Annotated in this window: 13 protein-coding genes and 1 riboswitch; of the genes, 8 read left to right on the top strand and 5 right to left on the bottom strand. The window is 66.4% G+C overall.

All coding sequences use genetic code 11. The annotated features are described in order from the left end of the window. Positions 1 to 2: 2 nt before the first annotated feature. The 7 genes from denD to SIN08_RS02005 all read left to right on the top strand — a co-directional run bounded on the left by denD (position 3) and on the right by SIN08_RS02005 (position 8,618). Entirely contained in the window at positions 3 to 995 is a 993-nt protein-coding gene (gene denD / locus SIN08_RS02035; protein WP_322449822.1) for a D-erythronate dehydrogenase, read from the top strand. Further along, entirely contained in the window at positions 988 to 1,761 is a 774-nt protein-coding gene (locus tag SIN08_RS02030) for an SDR family oxidoreductase (RefSeq protein ID WP_322449821.1), read from the top strand. Before denD ends, SIN08_RS02030 begins: the two co-directional genes overlap by 8 nt. Before the next feature lie 81 nt (positions 1,762 to 1,842). After that, positions 1,843 to 2,910, top strand: a complete 1,068-nt coding sequence (locus tag SIN08_RS02025; protein ID WP_322449820.1) for a sn-glycerol-3-phosphate ABC transporter ATP-binding protein UgpC — start codon at positions 1,843 to 1,845, stop codon at positions 2,908 to 2,910. A 130-nt stretch (positions 2,911 to 3,040) separates the two neighbouring features. Continuing rightward, positions 3,041 to 4,351: an ABC transporter substrate-binding protein gene (locus tag SIN08_RS02020; RefSeq protein WP_322449818.1), complete on the top strand. Its 1,311-nt coding sequence runs from the start codon at positions 3,041 to 3,043 to the stop codon at positions 4,349 to 4,351. 337 nt (positions 4,352 to 4,688) lie between these two features. Further along, the gene (locus SIN08_RS02015) at positions 4,689 to 5,636 is read left to right on the top strand and encodes a sugar ABC transporter permease (RefSeq protein WP_322449817.1); all 948 of its coding nucleotides are present in this window, start codon (positions 4,689 to 4,691) and stop codon (positions 5,634 to 5,636) included. A gap of 266 nt (positions 5,637 to 5,902) precedes the next feature. Further along, positions 5,903 to 6,802: a carbohydrate ABC transporter permease gene (locus SIN08_RS02010; protein ID WP_322449816.1), complete on the top strand. Its 900-nt coding sequence runs from the start codon at positions 5,903 to 5,905 to the stop codon at positions 6,800 to 6,802. Positions 6,803 to 6,971: 169 nt separating this feature from the next. Next, a complete protein-coding gene (locus SIN08_RS02005) occupies positions 6,972 to 8,618 on the top strand; it encodes an alpha/beta hydrolase (protein WP_322449815.1) in 1,647 nt (548 codons plus the stop codon). A 41-nt stretch (positions 8,619 to 8,659) separates the two neighbouring features. Here SIN08_RS02005 and SIN08_RS02000 read toward each other — a convergent pair whose 3' ends face one another. The 5 genes from SIN08_RS02000 to SIN08_RS01980 form a co-directional block, all read right to left on the bottom strand. Next, positions 8,660 to 11,503 carry an EAL domain-containing protein gene (locus SIN08_RS02000; RefSeq protein ID WP_322449814.1) on the bottom strand — a complete coding sequence of 948 codons (2,844 nt, stop codon included), beginning with the start codon at positions 11,501 to 11,503 and terminating at the stop codon, positions 8,660 to 8,662. 201 nt (positions 11,504 to 11,704) lie between these two features. Continuing rightward, positions 11,705 to 12,532: an ABC transporter ATP-binding protein gene (locus SIN08_RS01995; protein WP_322449813.1), complete on the bottom strand. Its 828-nt coding sequence runs from the start codon at positions 12,530 to 12,532 to the stop codon at positions 11,705 to 11,707. Continuing rightward, a complete protein-coding gene (locus tag SIN08_RS01990) occupies positions 12,529 to 13,530 on the bottom strand; it encodes an iron ABC transporter permease (RefSeq protein WP_322449894.1) in 1,002 nt (333 codons plus the stop codon). Before SIN08_RS01990 ends, SIN08_RS01995 begins: the two co-directional genes overlap by 4 nt. Positions 13,531 to 13,553: 23 nt before the next feature. Then, complete coding sequence (locus tag SIN08_RS01985; protein ID WP_322449812.1) at positions 13,554 to 14,609, bottom strand: ABC transporter substrate-binding protein; 1,056 nt, start codon at positions 14,607 to 14,609, stop codon at positions 13,554 to 13,556. A gap of 150 nt (positions 14,610 to 14,759) precedes the next feature. Then, positions 14,760 to 14,999: riboswitch (cobalamin riboswitch) on the bottom strand. 61 nt (positions 15,000 to 15,060) lie between these two features. After that, on the bottom strand, positions 15,061 to 15,990 hold the full coding sequence (locus tag SIN08_RS01980) for an NAD(P)/FAD-dependent oxidoreductase (protein WP_322449811.1): 930 nt from the start codon (positions 15,988 to 15,990) through the stop codon (positions 15,061 to 15,063). A gap of 325 nt (positions 15,991 to 16,315) precedes the next feature. Here SIN08_RS01980 and SIN08_RS01975 point away from each other — a divergent pair, with 325 nt between their 5' ends. Beyond that, complete coding sequence (locus SIN08_RS01975) at positions 16,316 to 16,822, top strand: Rrf2 family transcriptional regulator (RefSeq protein WP_322449810.1); 507 nt, start codon at positions 16,316 to 16,318, stop codon at positions 16,820 to 16,822. Positions 16,823 to 17,115: the final 293 nt, after the last annotated feature.

The following is a 17,115-nucleotide window of genomic DNA, read 5'->3' as shown; positions in this document are numbered from 1 at the left end:
TTATGCATGTGCTTGTGATCGGCGCTGCCGGAATGGTGGGCCGCAAGCTCGTCGAGCGGCTGGGCGCGCAAGAGGACGCGCTCGGCAGGCCCATAACCCGATTGTCCCTCGTCGACGTGGTCGAGCCGTCCGTGCCCGACTCCCTGGCGGAACGCACCAAGGTGACGGCGCTCGACCTTTCGGCGCCGGGAAGTGCCGAACGGTTGATAGCCGATCGTCCGGACATCATCTTCCATCTGGCGGCGATCGTCTCCGGCGAGGCCGAGGCGGATTTCGAGAAGGGCTACCGGGTCAATCTCGACGGTACGTGCGCGCTCTTCGAGGCGATCCGGCACGAGGGAGCACGCGGGCCCTACCGGCCGCGTCTGGTTTTCGCCTCCTCCATCGCCGTCTTCGGCGCACCTTTCCCCAACAAGATCGGTGATACGTTCTTCACCACGCCGTTGACGAGCTACGGCACGCAGAAGGCGATCACCGAGCTTCTCCTGGCCGACTACACACGCCGCGGCTTTTTCGACGGGGTGGGCCTGAGACTGCCCACCATCTGTATCCGGCCGGGCAAGCCCAACAAGGCGGCCTCGGGATTCTTCTCCAACATCCTGCGCGAGCCGCTTGCGGGCCAGGAGGCGGTGCTGCCGGTCGACGAGGACGTGCGCCACTGGTTCGCCAGCCCGCGCGCGGCGGTCGGCTTCTTCCTGCACGCGGCGAAGATCGACACGGACGAGATCGGCCCGCGCCGCAACCTCACCATGCCGGGCCTTTCCGCCCTGGTGGGCGAGGAGATCGAGGCCTTGAGGCGCGTGGCGGGGGAAAAGGCGGTGCGGCTCATCCGCCGCGAGCCGGACCCGGCGATCCGCGCGATCGTCGCCGGCTGGGCCACCGATTTCGACGCGCGCCGCGCCGAGGCGCTGGGCTTTGCGGCGGAAAAGAGCTTCGACGATATCATCCGGATCCACATCGAAGACGAGCTTGGCGGGACCATCGGACATGGCTGAAGGACAATCGGGTAAGGGCCGGATCGCGCTGGTGACCGGCGGCGGTACCGGGGTTGGGCGCGGCATCGCGGAGGCGCTGGCGCGGGAAGTCTACACCGTCGCGATTTCCGGCCGCCGCGCGGATGTGCTGGAGAAGGCGGCATCGGAAATGGCGTCGGCGTCGCAAGCGCGTGTCGAGGCCATTCCCGCCGATGTCGGCGACCCACGGTCGGTGGCCGGGCTTTTTGAGAAGATCGAGGACGCCTTCGGCCGGCTCGATCTCCTGGTGAACAACGCCGGCACCAATGTGCGGCCGGTGCCCATGGAGGAGGTGACCTTCGAGGAATGGAGCGCCATTCTCGCGGCCAACCTCACCGGCGCCTTCCTGTGCACGCAACAGGCGATGCGGCTGATGAAGAAGCAGAGCCCGCGCGGCGGACGCATCATCAACAACGGCTCCATTTCAGCCACCACGCCCCGGCCGCATTCCGCGCCCTACACCGCCACCAAGCACGCCATCACGGGGCTCACCAAGTCGACCGCGCTCGACGGCCGGCCCTTCGACATCGCCTGCGGCCAGATCGACATCGGCAACGCGGCCACCGACATGACGGCGAAGATGAGCACCGGCGTCTTGCAGGCGAACGGGGAAACGGCGGCGGAGCCGACGATACCGGTCGCCCACGTGGCGGACGCGGTGGTCTACATGGCCGGCCTGCCGCTCGAGGCGAACGTGCTGAACCTCACCGTGATGGCGACCAAGATGCCGCTGGTGGGGCGAGGGTAGGGACCAAGAAGTGATGGAAAACGCAGAGCCGCTTCACGCACCCGTCCGCACTTCCTTCCACATTCTGGAGAGAAACTGAACATGGCAGGCGTCGAATTCATCGATGTGCGGAAGTCCTTCGGGGCGGTTCCCGTCATCAAGGGCGTGGATATCGATATCGACGACGGCGAGTTCGTCATCCTTGTCGGCCCCTCCGGATGCGGGAAGTCGACGCTCCTGCGCATGCTGGCGGGGCTGGAGAACATAACCGCCGGCTCCATCCGCATCGGCGGGCGCGTCGTCAACGCGATGCCGCCGAAGGAGCGCGACATCGCCATGGTGTTCCAGAACTACGCGCTCTATCCGCACATGACGGTGGCCGACAACATGGCCTTCTCGCTCATGCTCAAGGGCGCGCCGAAGGCCGAGCGCGACAGCCGCGTGAAAGTGGCGGCTGACATTCTCGGCCTGCCGCACCTGCTCGACCGCTATCCGCGGCAGCTCTCCGGCGGCCAACGCCAGCGCGTGGCCATGGGTCGCGCCATCGTGCGCGACCCGCAGGTCTTCCTGTTCGACGAGCCCTTGTCGAACCTCGATGCCAAGCTGCGCGTGGCCATGCGCGCCGAGATCAAGGAATTGCACCAAAGGCTGGCGACGACCACGGTCTATGTCACGCACGATCAGATCGAGGCGATGACGATGGCCGACAAGATCGTCGTCATGCATGACGGCGTCGTCGAGCAGATCGGCCAGCCGCTCGAACTCTACGACAGCCCGTCCAACCTTTTCGTTGCCGGCTTCATCGGCTCGCCCGCCATGAACATGATCTCCGGCCGGCTCGATCCGGAGGACCGCACGGTCTTCGTGGCCGAGGACGGGACGCGCCTGCCGGTGGCCGATCCCGGCGAGGCGGCGGCGGGGCAAAAGCTGGTCTACGGCCTCAGGCCCGAATTCATCCGCCTCGACGACGAGGGCATCCTCGCCGAGGTCGTGGTGATCGAGCCGACGGGATACGAGACGCACATGATCGTCCGGCTCGGCGGTGGCGACGCCAATTGCGTCTTCCGCGAGCGGGTGCGGGCAGCGCCCGGCGAGACCATCTCGCTCGGCATAGACGCCCGGCACGTGCATCTCTTCGATGCCGAGACGGGCCGGAGGCTTTCGCGATGAGGCGCGGGCCGGCGGCCCGGAAGGGGCGGAGGAGGCGCCTTCCGGTCGACCGGCCCGTGCCGGACGCCCGCATGCGGGACGGCGGGTGGGCAGGATATCGGATCCCGCAATCCAAGAGGAGGAGTGGACAATGATCAAGAGACGCGACTTTCTGACCGCTTCGGCAGGGCTGGCCGGCATGGCCGGTCTCGGCGCCATGGGCATACGCCCGTCTTTCGCGCAAAACGAGCCGACCTATACGCCGGAGGAGGGGGCGAGCTTGCGCATGTTGCGCTGGGTGCCCTTCGTCAAGGGCGACGAGGAGGCCTGGAACGCCAACACGCAGAAGTTCATCGATGAGACCGGCGTCGACGTGCGTATCGACCAGGAAAGTTGGGAGGACATCCGCCCGAAGGCCGCCGTCGCGGCCAATGTGGGCAGCGGGCCGGACATGGTGATGTGCTGGTTCGACGACGCGCACCAGTATCCCGACAAGCTGGTCGATCTGACCGACCTGGCCACCTATCTCGGCAACAAGTATGGCGGCTGGTATGACGGCGTGAAGGGCTATGCCACGCGCGACGACAAGTTCATCGCCATGCCGCTGACGGCGATCGGCAATGCGGTCTGCTACCGCGAGAGCCACATGCAGGCGGCCGGCTTCAGCGAGTTCCCCGAGGATACCGAAGGGTTCCTCGAGCTCTGCAAGGCGATGAAGGCGAACGGCACGCCCGCCGGTTTCCCGCACGGCAAGGCCGTCGGCGACGGCAACAACTATGCCCATTGGCTTCTGTGGAGCCATGGCGGCATGATGGTGGACGAGAACGGCAAGGTCGCCATCAACAGCCCCGAGACCATCGAGGCCATCAACTACGCCAAGGCGCTGTACGAGACCTTCATTCCCGGCACGGAAAGCTGGCTCGACATCAACAACAACCGCGCCTTCCTGGCCGAGCAGATCTCGCTGACGGCAAACGGCGTGTCGCTCTACTACGCGGCGCGGAACGACCCGGCGATGCAGGAGATCGCCGACGACATCCGCACGACCAACTTCCCGATCGGGCCGGTTGGCGAGAGCGCCGAGCTGCACCAAACGAGCTCCATCCTGCTCTTCAACCACTGCCAGTATCCGGAGGCGGCCAAGGCCTACATCAAGTTCATGATGGAGGCGGACCAGATGAACGCCTGGATCGAGGGCTCCAGCGCCTATTGCTGCCAGCCGCTCAAGGCATTCGCCGACAATCCGATCTGGACGGCGGACCCGGTGCACGCGCCCTATGCGCGGGCCTCGGAGACGCTGCGCCCCAACGGCTATGCCGGCCCGCTCGGCTATGCCTCGGCGGGCGTGATGGCGGACTATGTGCTGGTCGACATGTTCGCCTCCGCCGTTACCGGACAGACGACGCCGGAGGAAGCGGCGGCGGAAGCCGAGAGAAGGGCCAACCGGTATTACCGGATTTAGACATGACGTGGTTCGGTGGCCGATGACCCCCGCTCTTGCAAATTCTAAGGACTTGGGCCTCAGCCCAAGTCCAAGAATTTGCCTCCGAGCTTGTCGAGGAGCTCCCGCCTCCTTCGACAAGCTCAGGAGGGGAGATAGGCGTCTGCAATATCGTCTCGGCCAATCACGAACGCTTGTGATTGGCGAAATGGTTGCTGTGGGCGCCTATCTCTCACCTTGCGCGAGAGAAAGCGATTTCAACATCTTAGTCGGAGTGAAACGGAGGCTAAGTGTTAGAAATCGCAAGTGAGGGGGTGGCTGCCTCCGACGTCAAACAAAAACCGGCCGGAGACGTGCGATGTCCAGAACTGCGACGTCAGTAGCGACACCCGAAAAGCCCCGCTTCAGCCTCGCCGCCCTCATGCAGAACGGCAATTTCCTCGCTTTTCTGTTCATGCTGCCGGCGGCGGTGTTCCTCGTCTGCTTCCTGACCTATCCGCTGGGGCTTGGCGTCTGGCTCGGTTTCACCGATACGCGCATCGGCCGCGACGGCATCTTCATCGGGCTGGAGAACTATGAATTCCTCGCCAGCGATTCCGTGTTCTGGCTGTCCGTGTACAACACGCTGCTCTACACGATCGTCGCCTCGATCCTGAAATTCGGGCTGGGCCTCTGGCTGGCGCTGCTGCTCAACGAGAAGCTGCCCTTCAAGGCCTTCTTCCGCGCCATCGTGCTTCTGCCCTGGGTGGTGCCGACGGTGCTTTCCGCGCTCGCCTTCTGGTGGATCTACGACTCCCAGTTTTCGATCCTCTCATGGTCCCTGATGCAGCTCGGCGTCATCGACAGCCCGATCAACTTCCTCGGCACGCCCAACAATGCGCGCGCCTCGGTGATCGCCGCCAATGTCTGGCGCGGCATTCCCTTCGTGGCGATCTGCCTGCTTGCCGGCCTGCAGACCATCCCGCAATCCCTGCACGAGGCGGCCTCGCTCGACGGGGCGACGGGCTGGCAGCGCTTCCGCTACGTCACCCTGCCGATGCTCACCCCCATCATCGCCGTGGTGATGACCTTCTCGGTACTGTTCACCTTCACCGATTTCCAGCTCATCTATGTGCTGACGCGCGGCGGGCCGGTGAACGCGACCCACCTTATGGCCACGCTCTCCTTCCAGCGGGCGATTCCCGGCGGGCAGCTCGGCGAGGGCGCGGCGATCGCCGTCGCCATGATTCCGTTCCTGCTGGCGGCCATCATGTTCAGCTTCTTCGGCCTGCAACGCCGCAAGTGGCAGCAGGGCGGCCAGGATTGAGGGAGATTGTCTGAGATGCTTTCGCTCTGTCATACGTTCGCTGGCCGTCCGGGTGCGCCGCAGGGGCGGCACGTTCCCTTTGCGCGCGTCATCCCGGCCAGGGGAGCACAAGCGATCGCGAGCCGGGATCCATTCCGTGACTCGTCCAGGTTCCGGAGTGGATCCCGGACAGCCTGCGCTGCCGCTCCGGCTTCCGGGATGACGCATGCGAGGAGAGATGGAAGCGCAAGGCATGGCTGGAAAGGCCCGTGCCCAGGGAGGCAGACATGAACGCCGAGACCCGGTCGGAAGGCCAGCCGCTCACCGACGCCAGCGAGGGCATGAGCTATCTCAATCGGCTGCCGCGCCGGGTGGTGGTGCTCTACCTGCCGCTGGCGCTCTTCGTCTTCGTGCTTCTGTTCCCGTTCTACTGGATGACCATCACGGCCATCAAACCGAACGCGCAGCTCACCGACTACAACAACTACAGCCCCTTCTGGGTGGTCGAGCCGACGCTGCAGCACATCCGTTACCTGTTCTTCGAGACTTCCTACCCGGGCTGGCTGGTCAACACCATGTATGTGGCGGTCGCCTCGACGTTCCTGTCGATCGCGGCTTCCGTCTTTGCCGCCTATGCCATCGAGCGCATCCGCTTCACAGGTGCGCGGCCGGTTGGGCTTTTGATCTTCCTGGCTTATCTCGTACCGCCGTCGATCCTGTTCATCCCGCTCGCCTACATCGTCTTCAAGGTCGGCGTCTACGATTCGAAGCTGGCGCTCATCCTCACCTATCCGACTTTCCTCATTCCCTTCTGCACCTGGCTCCTGATGGGTTACTTCCGCTCCATCCCCTTCGAGCTCGAGGAAAGCGCGCTGGTGGACGGCGCCTCGCGCTGGCAGATCCTGACCAAGATCATCCTGCCGCTGGCCGTCCCGGGCCTGATCTCGGCCGGCATCTTCGCCTTCACCCTGTCGTGGAACGAGTTCATCTACGCGCTCACCTTCATCCAGTCCTCGGAGAACAAGACGGTGCCGGTCGGCGTGCTCACCGAACTGGTGCGCGGCGACATCTTCGAGTGGGGTGCCCTGATGGCGGGGGCGCTCTTCGGGTCGCTGCCGGTGGTGATCCTCTATTCGTTCTTCGTGGATTATTACGTGTCTTCGATGACGGGCGCGGTGAAGGAGTAGGGGGCGCTACCGGGGAACCGGGACCGGTTTCCGCCCAAACCTGCGTGCGATTCCAAGCGGCCGAAGCCTTCGGCCGTTCCCATGAAAGAATGGGATGCGCCGGGGTTGCCCCGTTCGCGCCGACGGGTATAGCTCGGCAGGGATGGGAGCGGAGCGCGCGGCGACGGCGATGACGCATGTATGGATCGTAAGATTCTGGAACTCCTTCTCGGCGGCGGGCCTCTTCGTCGGCACGCTCTTCTTCGCTGCCTCGTTGACGCCATCGCTCCTGCCGCGCACTTTCCTCATGCAGGGGATCCTGTCGGGCGCCGCCCTCGCGGCGGGCTACGGCATCGGCGTGTTCGGCCGCTGGCTGGCGCATTATATGGAACTGCCGGGGCCGAACGCGCGGGTGCTGCGCGCCGTCAAGTATCTCTCGGCCGTGCTGTGCGCCGGTATCGCGGTCGCGTTTCTCTGGCAGGCGGCAGAATGGCAGAACTCGATCCGCCGCCTCATGGGGATGGAACTGCTCGACAGCGCACATCCATTGCGGACCGGCCTGATCGCCGCGGCGACCTTCATCCTGCTGCTCGCCGTGGCGCGCTTCTTCCGGCTCCTGCTCACTTTCACGTCTGCTCGGCTGCGCCGCTACATCCCCCCGCGCGTGGCCAATGTGGTCGCCGTCGCCGTCGCGGCCGCCCTCTTCTGGGTGGCGGTCGAGGGGGTGCTGTTCCGGTTCGCGCTGCGCGCGGCCGACACCTCCTTCCAGGCCTACGATGCGCTGATGGAGCCGGAGTCGGAGCAACCTGCCGATCTTCTGAAGACGGGCAGTGCCGCCTCCCTGGTCGCCTGGGAGGATCTCGGCAGGGCAGGCCGCGAGTTCGTCGCCTCCGGGCCGTCGACCGGTGAGCTGGAAGCCTTCCGGGGCGAGCCGGCGATGGAACCGATCCGGGTCTATGTCGGCCTCAACGCCGCCGAGACGGCCGAGGAGCGCGCCGGGATCGCGCTTGCCGAGCTGGAGCGCACGGGCGCCTTCGAGCGTTCCGTTCTCGTCATCGTCACGCCGACGGGGACGGGCTGGGTCGACCCGGCGGCGATGGACACGCTCGAATATCTGCATGGCGGGAACGTCGCCAGCGTGGCCGTCCAGTACTCCTACCTCACGAGCTGGCTTTCGCTGCTGGTGGAGCCGGACTACGGCACGCAGACGGCCCGGGCGCTCTTTTCCGCCGTCTACGGACACTGGCGGGAACTGCCCGAGGAGGACAGGCCGCGACTTTATCTGCACGGTCTCAGTCTCGGTTCACTCGGTTCGGAGGCCTCCACCGAGTTCTTCGAAATCCTGGGCGACCCCTATCACGGCGCGCTGTGGAGCGGCCCGCCCTTTGCCAACCGCATGTGGCAGTACGTCACCAGCCGCCGGGAACCCGGCTCGCCGGAATGGCTGCCCCGCTTCCGCGACGGATCCTTCGTCCGCTTCACCAACCAGACGAACGCGCTCGACATCCCCGGTGCGCACTGGGGGCCGCTGCGCATCGTCTATCTCCAATATGCCAGCGATCCGGTCACGTTCTTCGACTACCACGCGCTCTACCGGCAGCCCGACTGGATGAAGCGGCCGCGCGGCCCGGACGTCTCGCCCGAATTGCGCTGGTACCCGGTCGTCACCTTCCTCCAACTCGCGCTCGATATGGCGCTGGCCACCACCGCACCCATGGGCCACGGCCACGTCTATGCGCCCGAGCACTATATCGACGCCTGGATGGCGGTGACCGCACCGCAAGGCGTATCGGCCGAGGAGGCCGACCGGCTCAAGCAGCGTTTCGCGCGAGAGTGACCGCCTGGAAGGGGCAACCGGAAATCGCCCGGCAATGCCGCCTACCCCGGCGTGCCGGCGTCGAAGCGCGCGAGGAATTCGCCCGCCTCGCCGGCGGGCATCGCGCGCCCGTAGAGGAAGCCCTGGGCGGTGTCGCATCCCAGTTGCCTGAGCCTTGCGGCCTGGCTCCGCGTCTCGACGCCCTCCGCGGTGACCTGCATCTTCATGCGGTGGGCGAGGTGGATCACGGCCGATACGATCGCCTCGTCGTCTCCATCCCGCTCGAGCTCGCGAACGAAACTCCTGTCGATCTTGATGTGGTCGATGGGAAAGTGCTTGAGGTGGCTCAAGGAGGCGTAGCCGGTCCCGAAGTCATCGAGTGCGATCGAAACGCCGGCCTCGTGGAGGGTGTCGAGGACCGCCGACGGGTTGGCGGACAACTCGTCCAGGAAGACGGCTTCCGTAATCTCCACCTCGACGGTCTCGGGCGGGATGCCGCGTTCGGCGAGCTTCTCCAGGAAGGCGCCGGCAAGATCGGCATCGTGAAATTCCGACGGGCTGATGTTGATCGCCACCCGGCCGGGGGCAAGGTCCTGGTCCAGCCACGTGCGCAGGTCGCCGGTGACGATGTCCAGCATGTGCCCGCCGATGGCCCGGGCCAGGTCGGGATCGTCGAAAACCAGGCCGAAATCGGCCGGCGTCAGAAGGCCCTTCCGTCGATGCTGCCAGCGGGCGAGCACCTCGAACCCGGCGATCCTGCCGGTGACCAGCGAAACCTTCGGCTGGTAATGAGGCACGATCTCGCCGCTGTCCAGGCCGCGGCGCACGTCGTCAAGAAGGGCGATGCGCTCCTCAACCTTCCTGCGCAAGTTCGGCTCGTAAAGGGCAAAGCGGTTCCGGCCCTCATCCTTGGCCCTGTAGAGCGCGATGTCGGCGCTCTTGAGAAGATCCTTCGCATCGTCGCCGTCGCCGGGGAACAGGGCAATGCCGATGCTGGCTTTCGTGGAGAAGGTGCGCCCCCAGATGACGACCGGCTGGCGCAGGGCATCGAGCATCGTCCTGGCGCAATCGGAGGCCGCGGAAGCATCCACCCCGTGCATGAGCACGGCGAACTCGTCGCCTCCGAAGCGCGCGACAATGCCCCGCTTGCGGATCGTGCCGACCATCCGCGCGGCGGCTTCCTTCAGCATGCGGTCGCCGGCATCGTGTCCGAGGGTGTCGTTGACGTCCTTGAAGTGATCGAGATCGACGAGAAGCAGGCTGAACGCCGACCCCTCCGCCCTGGCGCGGGCGCAGCTTCGCTCGAGCAGTGCCTGGAACGTGTCGCGATTGGAAAGACCCGTGAGGCTGTCCTCCCGGGCCATGCGCAACACTTCCTCCTCGGCGTCCTTCTGGGCGGTGATGTCGAACGTCACGCCGACGAGTTGGGAGGGGCCGGCATGTTCGCCGCGCACCGCCAGCCACAGGCGCCGGTCGTCGGGGCCTCGGTAACGGATCTGCACCGTCTCGTTGCTCCCCCCCGCGGTGAGGAAATCGAGCCGCAGGCGGCGATCCTCGGGATGAACACGCGCGAGAAAGTCCTCCAGCGGGGCGGAGCCGATTCCGAGGAGGGCTTCGGCATTCTCGCTGCGGGTGACGAAGCCGGTGGTCAGGTCCTGCTCCCAGGCGATCATCTTTGCCGCCTGCAGCGCCAGCCGAAGCCGGCGCTCGCTCGATTCCAGCGCGCTGTAGGTTCGTTTCCGTCTCGTGATGTCGCGTATGGTGCCGATCTTGCGGATGTGGGTCCCGCTTGCGTCCACGAAGCTTCGGCCGGTGGCGGCGACCCAGCGTTCCTCGCCGGTATCGGCGCGAATGATGCGATACTCGCCGCTGTAGACGGAGCCGTCGGCGGGGCTTTCCAGGAAGAAACGCCGCTCGACGTCCTCGCGGTCGTCGGGGTGCACGTGGGCGGGGAAGGTGTCGCGGGTGATCGGCGCGCCGTGGGCGATGCCGAGAATGTCGCGCGCCCGGTCGTTCCACTGGCGCTCGCCGGTCACGAGGTCGACGTCCCAGATGCCGAGCGCGGTGCTCTCGACGGCAAGCCGAAGGCGCTCCTCGCTTGCCCGAAGAGAGCGCTCCCATTGCTTGCGGTCGTGAATGTCGGAAAGCTTGCCGACCCATTCGCTGATGCGGCCCTCGGCATCGCGCAGGGGCACGGCCCTGGCCTCCACCCAGCGGTAATCACCCGCAGGCGTGCGTACGCGAAATTCCGCTCCATAGGAGCGTACATCGCTGCGCGCCCGCTCCCAGGAGGCGACGATCCTGTCGCGATCGTCCGGATGCACGGCGTCGAGCCAGCCCCATCCGTGGAACTCGCCCGGGTCTTGCGCGGAGAGGTTCGCCCAGCCCCATTCCTCGATCACCCGGCCATCCGGCGTGGCGATCCACAGCACCATCGCGCTCGTCAGGTGGAGGGCGCGGTAGCGCTCGGCATGCAGTGCGAGATCGTGCTCGGCCGTTTTCAGCGGATCGATGTCGGTCGTGGTGCCCAACCAGTATTGGTGGCGATCGTCGTTATCCCTTTGCGGGACGCCGCGGGCGAGGACCCAGCGATGACCGCCGGCACGGTGTGCGAGCCGATGCTCGCTCTCATAGGATCGCCGTTCGGAAACGGCCGTCTCCCACGCATGGCTTACCTGGTCGCGGTCATCCGGATGCACGTTCAGGAGCCAGGCGTCCGAAGGGCCGGTCTCCCGCGAGACGCCGACGAAATCGCACCAGGCCTTGTTGCAGAGCATCGCCGGCTGGCCGGGCCTGCCGATCCACAGCATGTGTGGAATATGGTCGAAGACGTCGCGGAACCGTTTCTCCAGAGCGCCGAGCTGTCCTGGAGATCCTTGCCGGTTCCTGGAAGTCCCTGTTGTCATTTTCTTCTTCGACACCGGAAGCGAAGGCCCGCCCAGTCGTACCAGAGTGCCAGCGCGGATAATGCGCTGTAAACAATCATTTTACATAACGAAGACGGGGATTACCGAAATTCCCCCTGGCGGAGGCCTTTGCGCGGCGCGCAGGAAGGTGGTGCGGACCGACTCAGTAGCGTTGCCGGTCCGCCGTAAAAAGCACGGCCTTTAGAGGACGTCCCGGACAGCTTCCGCTCGCGCTGCGGCTTCCACGGTCGCCCGGCCGGAAGGGGCCGCCGGCCGGGCGTAGCGGATGAAGCAGCCGCCGGCGGCATCGGTCTCGACGTCGGCGCGCACCTTGAACACCTCGGCGAGGCGCCGGCTGGTGAGGATTTCGGCGGGACGACCGAGCGCGACGAGGCTGCCCGCCTGCATCACGGCGACGCGGTCGCAGAACATCGCCGCGTGGTTGAGGTCGTGGAGCGCGGCGATCACCGTCAGGTCCTGCGCGCGCACCAGGTCGAGAAGGCCGATCTGGTGCTCGATGTCGAGGTGGTTCGTCGGTTCGTCGAGGATGAGGATGCGCGGCTCCTGGGCGAGCGCGCGGGCGATGTGGAGGCGCTGGCGTTCGCCGCCCGAAAGGGTCTGCCACGAGCGGGTGGAGAACGCGCTCATCCCCACCGCCGCCATCGTCTCGTCGACGATCGCGCCGTCTCGCCGCGACCAGGGGGAAAGCGCGCTCAGATGCGGCGTGCGCCCGAGCTCCACGGCCTGCCGGGCGGTCAGGCGCTCGCCGGTCTCGGCCTGCTGCTCGACGAGGGCAATGCGGCGGGCGAGGTCGCGGCGCGAGATGCGGGCGAGCGGCGTCCCCTCAAGCATGACCTTGCCCGAGGTCGGCGGGCGAAGGCCGGCGAGCATGGCCAGCAGGCTCGTCTTGCCCGACCCGTTCGGGCCGACGAGGCCGAGAAACTCGCCCGGTTCGACTTCGAGCGAGACACGGTCGACGATGGTCCGCCGCCCGGCCCGCCAGGTAAGATCATGCGCGGCGAGCCTCATCGTGCCACCGGCCGGTGGATGAGGATCATCGCGAAGGCGGGCGCCCCGACCAGTGCCGTCATGACGCCGATGGGAAGCACCTGCCCCGGTATAATCGTGCGCGACAGGATGTCTGCGGCGACCATGAAGGCCGCGCCGATCAAGGCGGAGGCCGGCAGCAGCACGCCATGGCGCACGCCCACCAGCAGCCGCGCCGCATGGGGGATGACCAGCCCGACAAAGCCGATCGAGCCGACGATGCTCACCATCGTCGCCGTCATGAAGGCCGCGGCCGCGATCAGCGCCGCATAGACGCGTTTCACCGGCACGCCGAGCGAGGCGGCGGATTGCGTTCCGAAGGCGAAGGCGTCGAGCGCCCGCGCGTGCCCCTGGCACAGGACGAATCCGGCGAGTGCCACGGGGACGGCGAGCCAGACATCCGGCCAGCGCACGCCGGAAAGGTTGCCCAGGAGCCAGAACATGATCCCGCGCGCCTGGTCCGCCGTGGCGGATTTGGTGACGATGAAGGAGGTGAGCGCGTTGAAGAGCTGGGAGCCGGCGACCCCGGCAAGAATGATGGCCGCCGGCCCCCTGCCGGCTCCGAGGGCCAGGAGCGCGACGAGGCCGAAGGCGATCAGCGCGCCGGCGAAGGCGCCGAGCGACAGCGTCAGAAAACCGGAACCGAGCCCCAGGATCGCCACGGCCACCGCGCCGCTCGAAGCGCCCGCGGAGATGCCGAGGATATAGGGGTCGGCGAGCGCGTTCCTGAGCAGCGACTGGAGCACGGCGCCGCAAAGCGCGAGCGAAGCGCCGCAACAGGCGGCGACCAGCGCACGCGCGATGCGATAGTTCCAGATGATGCCCTCGTCGATGGGATCGAGTGCATAGCCCGCCGCCCAGAGGCGGTTCGCCACGGTCTTCAGAACGGTCTCGACCGGAATGGACGTTTCGCCGACGGCGGCGCCGAGCGCCACCGCCCCGGTCAGGGTAACAGCGGCGAGCGTACCGCCCGCGAGCAGGCGAACCGGTGCGGATGCGGTTCTCACTTGGCCAGACCCACCTGCGCAAGGCCCTCGGCCAGAATCTCGATCCCCTCGATGGTGCGGATGGTCGGGTTCATCGCCTGCGCGTCCATGATCACGATCCGGTCCTCCCTGACCGCCGGCATGAGGCTGGTCACCGGATCGGTCCTGAGGAATTCCAGCTTCACTGCGAGATCGTCGGCGGGATAGCGCCGCCGGTCCATCTCGCCCGCGACGATGACCGTCGGGTCGGCCCTGGCGATGGTCTCCCAGCCGATGGTCGGCCACTCTTCCGCGCTGTCGATCACGTTGCGGATCCCGAGTGTCGACATGATGTAGGCGGGCGCGCCGCGGCGGCCGGCGACATAGGGGTCGGTCTGAAGTTCGGCGCTGGAGAACCAGAAGACGGCCGAGATGTCGCCGGTGAGCGTGGCGATCTTCTCCTTCGCCGCCGCCTCGCGTGCCTTCAGATCGGCGATCAGCGCCTCGCCGCGCTCCTTGACGTCGAAGATGCGGGCGAGGTCGTCGATCTCCCGGTAGATCAGGTCCATCGCGAAGGTCTCGGTGCGCAGGCCGTCACCGCCGGTCGAATTGTCCTTGCCGATGCAGTCGGCGGGCGCGGTGTAGACGGGAATGCCGAGGTCGGCGAACTGCGCGGTCGTCGCCACAACGCCCTTCGGGCCGATCTGCGACTCGAACTGCGTGGTGACGAGGGCGGGCTTGGCCGAGAGCACGCTTTCGAAGCTTGGCGCATTGTCGGCGAGCCGCGGGATCTCGGCGTTCACCGCCTCGAACTCCTCGAGAACGGGGCCGAGCCAGAGCGCCGTCCCGACGACCTTGTCGGCAAGTCCGAGAAGATAGAGGATCTCGGTCGAACTCTGGCCGACCGAAACGACGCGCTCGGGCGCCTGCTCGAAGGTTATCTCCTGGCCGCAGTTGGTGAGCGTCAGCGGATAGTGCGTCTGCTGCGCGAACGCAGCCTTGGGGGTGGCTGCGAAGAGGGTGGTGGCAGCGGCGGCGAGAAGGAAACGGAGAGTGCGGCTGTACAAGTGTCTGGTCCTCCGGAAAGGAAGCATGGCGGCACGGGCCCTGGCGCCGGAGGCGGCGTGCGGCTCGCATGGAACGTCCGCTACCGCCGGGACGGCGTAGCGGATCGTGGTCGATTGGTCCGGGAAATCAGGTCTGGCGTGTCGTCATGGTATCCTTTCCGAGCTTCCCCGCTCGTGATCGTGGACTTCCTTGACGGCAGGTCTCCTGGCTCACGGACCAACGGCCTCTCATCTGCCTTCCCGTGCCGGCCGGCACAGTGGCATGACGCGCGATCGCTGCGCGTCACGAGGATGATCGGCATCCGCTCACAGTTGCGGGGGCAGCCACGGATTCGGCCCCTTGCGGGTCTTCCTCACCGTGTTCCCTTTTAATCCCGGCGGCTTTCACCGCCGGGAACCGTCGATGCCCAGTTAGAATGGGGAATGCACCGGACGTCAAGATGGCCGGCAGAAACCGCCTTCGATATTCATTGTTCTTTTACGCAGCCGCGCTGGAAGGCCGTTGCGCCGGCTCGCCGAAGATCAGCGACTGGTGCGCGCCGAAACCGGCCATTGCTCCGGAAGCGGCGGCGAGCGTGGCGTTCGTCATGGCGCTGGCGGCATCGCCGGCTGCAAGAACGCCCGGCACGCTGGTGCGCTGCCTGCCGTCGACGCGGATGAAGGGACCGGTCGGCCCATCCTCGAAGGCGCAGCCGAGCTGGGCGCCCAGATCGCTGGAGAGGGCGGTCTTCGGAGCGACGAACAGGCCCGCCAGTTCCACTGTCCGGCCGTCGGCGAGGCGGACCGCTTGAAGCGCCGGTGCCGTGCCGAGGAGTTCGACGATCGGCGTGCGCTCGATCGCGGCGCCGCGCTCGGTGAGGAGCGCTTCCTGTTCCGCATCGGGTTCGAAGACCCCTTGCGTGAACAGGGTGGTGGGCCCCCAGTCGGGAACCAGCGTTGCCTGATGGACTGCGTTCGGTCCGCTCGCCAGCACGCCGATCGGACCTCCGCCCAATTCGTAGCCGTGGCAATAGGGGCAGTGCAGGACCGAGACGCCCCAGCGCTCCTCCAGCCCGTCGACCGCCGGCAGGGTGTCGCGCACACCGACCGCGAGGATGAGGCGTGCGCCAAGTTCCTCGCGGCCGTCGGCCAGCCTGACGCGAAAGGTATGGTCTTCACGGCGCGCGGTGACCGCTTCGCCCTCGACCTGGACGACGGTCGGATAGGCGGAGAGCTGCCGGGTGGCTTTCGCCATGATGGCGGCGGGTGCTTCGCCGTCCTGGCCGAGGAAGCCGTGGGAGGACCGCGCGAACCGGTTGCGCGGCTCTTTCTTGTCGACCAGCAGGACGCGGCGGCGCGCCCGCGCCAGCTGCAGGGCCGCCGACTGGCCGGCGAAGCTGCCGCCGACGATGATCACTTCGAAGGACATTCGCTCATCTCCATGTAATGTATCTTTTCAAGTTGCATAACGGACAGCGCTCGTCAACACAGAAAACATCACTTGTTACGTGAGCGCGTGTCTGATAGGAGGGAATGCGTTTCGTTGGGATGATCCGGTACGAGGAATCGCGGTCCCATGCCGGGCGTCCTCCGGAAAAGCGAAGCTTTGTCGGGGACCCATTCCGGAGCGCGGAAGAGTCACGAACGGATCCCGGATACCCTCCGTTGGGCTCCGGCTTGCGGGATGAGGCGCCTGAAGCGTGTTCGTTCAACAGGACCCGCTCTCGAGAGATCACCGAAGGAAGGACCGACCGATGCGACGCGACAGCCGCCTGTCCAGGATGCTCCATGTGCTGATCCACATGGACCGCCACTGCAAGCGTGCCACCTCCGAGACCATCTCGGGCATGCTCGGGACCAATCCGGTGGTCGTGCGGCGCATGATGGCAGGCCTGCGTGACAAGGGCTACGTCACCTCCGAGAAGGGGCATGGCGGCGGCTGGGAGCTTGCCTGCGGGCTCGAGGCAATCACCCTGCTGGACGTCTACAAAGCCATCGGCAGGCCGCCACTCTTCGCCATCGGCCCGTCGGTCGATCACCCCGAGTGCCTCGTTGAGCAGGCGGTCGACGCCCGGCTCGAGACAGCGCTGAACGATGCCGAGGCGCTTCTGCTCAAGCGCTTCGCGTCGATCACGGTCGCCGATCTGGCTGACGATTTCGTCACGCGGCTGGGAGATCGCGCCGCGGAGTGGGGGACGAGCTGCGGCGCGCACGACCCTCAGCACGGCAGGTGTTCGCCAGCGCCGATGAACGGGGCTTGAGAGGCCGTCCGAGCTGGACCGGCGGCCCGTCAGCCGCATAATGTCCATTACTCGTCTCCTGCTTCGGAGGAGCGGGAGCCCCCTCTCTGGCGATTTCTAAGGCTTAGCTTCGCTAAACCCAAGAACCGCTTTCTCCCCCGCCAAGGGGGAGATAACGCCGACGCTACCGTTGTTGCCAGTCGCCACGGTTTGCGAATTGCCGGCGCGCTTGTGCGCTCCGGGCTCCCGCTCCTCCAATCTCCCTGAGAAATTCGGGGAGACCCGGTCTTAAAGGGAAGGTCAGCCGTTGCGGC

It is taken from the genome of Chelativorans sp. M5D2P16 (genome assembly GCF_034427935.1).
Classification (GTDB): domain Bacteria; phylum Pseudomonadota; class Alphaproteobacteria; order Rhizobiales; family Rhizobiaceae; genus Chelativorans.
Note: the sequence above shows the minus strand (reverse complement) of the source record. Positions and strands in the feature narration are given on the sequence as shown.

Coding starts and splice junctions, on each gene's coding strand:
- denD (WP_322449822.1), top strand. CDS start 3: ATGCATGTGCTTGTGATCGGCGCTGCCGGAATGGTGGGCCGCAAGCTC.
- SIN08_RS02030 (WP_322449821.1), top strand. CDS start 988: ATGGCTGAAGGACAATCGGGTAAGGGCCGGATCGCGCTGGTGACCGGC.
- SIN08_RS02025 (WP_322449820.1), top strand. CDS start 1,843: ATGGCAGGCGTCGAATTCATCGATGTGCGGAAGTCCTTCGGGGCGGTT.
- SIN08_RS02020 (WP_322449818.1), top strand. CDS start 3,041: ATGATCAAGAGACGCGACTTTCTGACCGCTTCGGCAGGGCTGGCCGGC.
- SIN08_RS02015 (WP_322449817.1), top strand. CDS start 4,689: ATGTCCAGAACTGCGACGTCAGTAGCGACACCCGAAAAGCCCCGCTTC.
- SIN08_RS02010 (WP_322449816.1), top strand. CDS start 5,903: ATGAACGCCGAGACCCGGTCGGAAGGCCAGCCGCTCACCGACGCCAGC.
- SIN08_RS02005 (WP_322449815.1), top strand. CDS start 6,972: ATGACGCATGTATGGATCGTAAGATTCTGGAACTCCTTCTCGGCGGCG.
- SIN08_RS02000 (WP_322449814.1), bottom strand. CDS start 11,503: ATGACAACAGGGACTTCCAGGAACCGGCAAGGATCTCCAGGACAGCTC.
- SIN08_RS01995 (WP_322449813.1), bottom strand. CDS start 12,532: ATGAGGCTCGCCGCGCATGATCTTACCTGGCGGGCCGGGCGGCGGACC.
- SIN08_RS01985 (WP_322449812.1), bottom strand. CDS start 14,609: ATGCTTCCTTTCCGGAGGACCAGACACTTGTACAGCCGCACTCTCCGT.
- SIN08_RS01980 (WP_322449811.1), bottom strand. CDS start 15,990: ATGTCCTTCGAAGTGATCATCGTCGGCGGCAGCTTCGCCGGCCAGTCG.
- SIN08_RS01975 (WP_322449810.1), top strand. CDS start 16,316: ATGCGACGCGACAGCCGCCTGTCCAGGATGCTCCATGTGCTGATCCAC.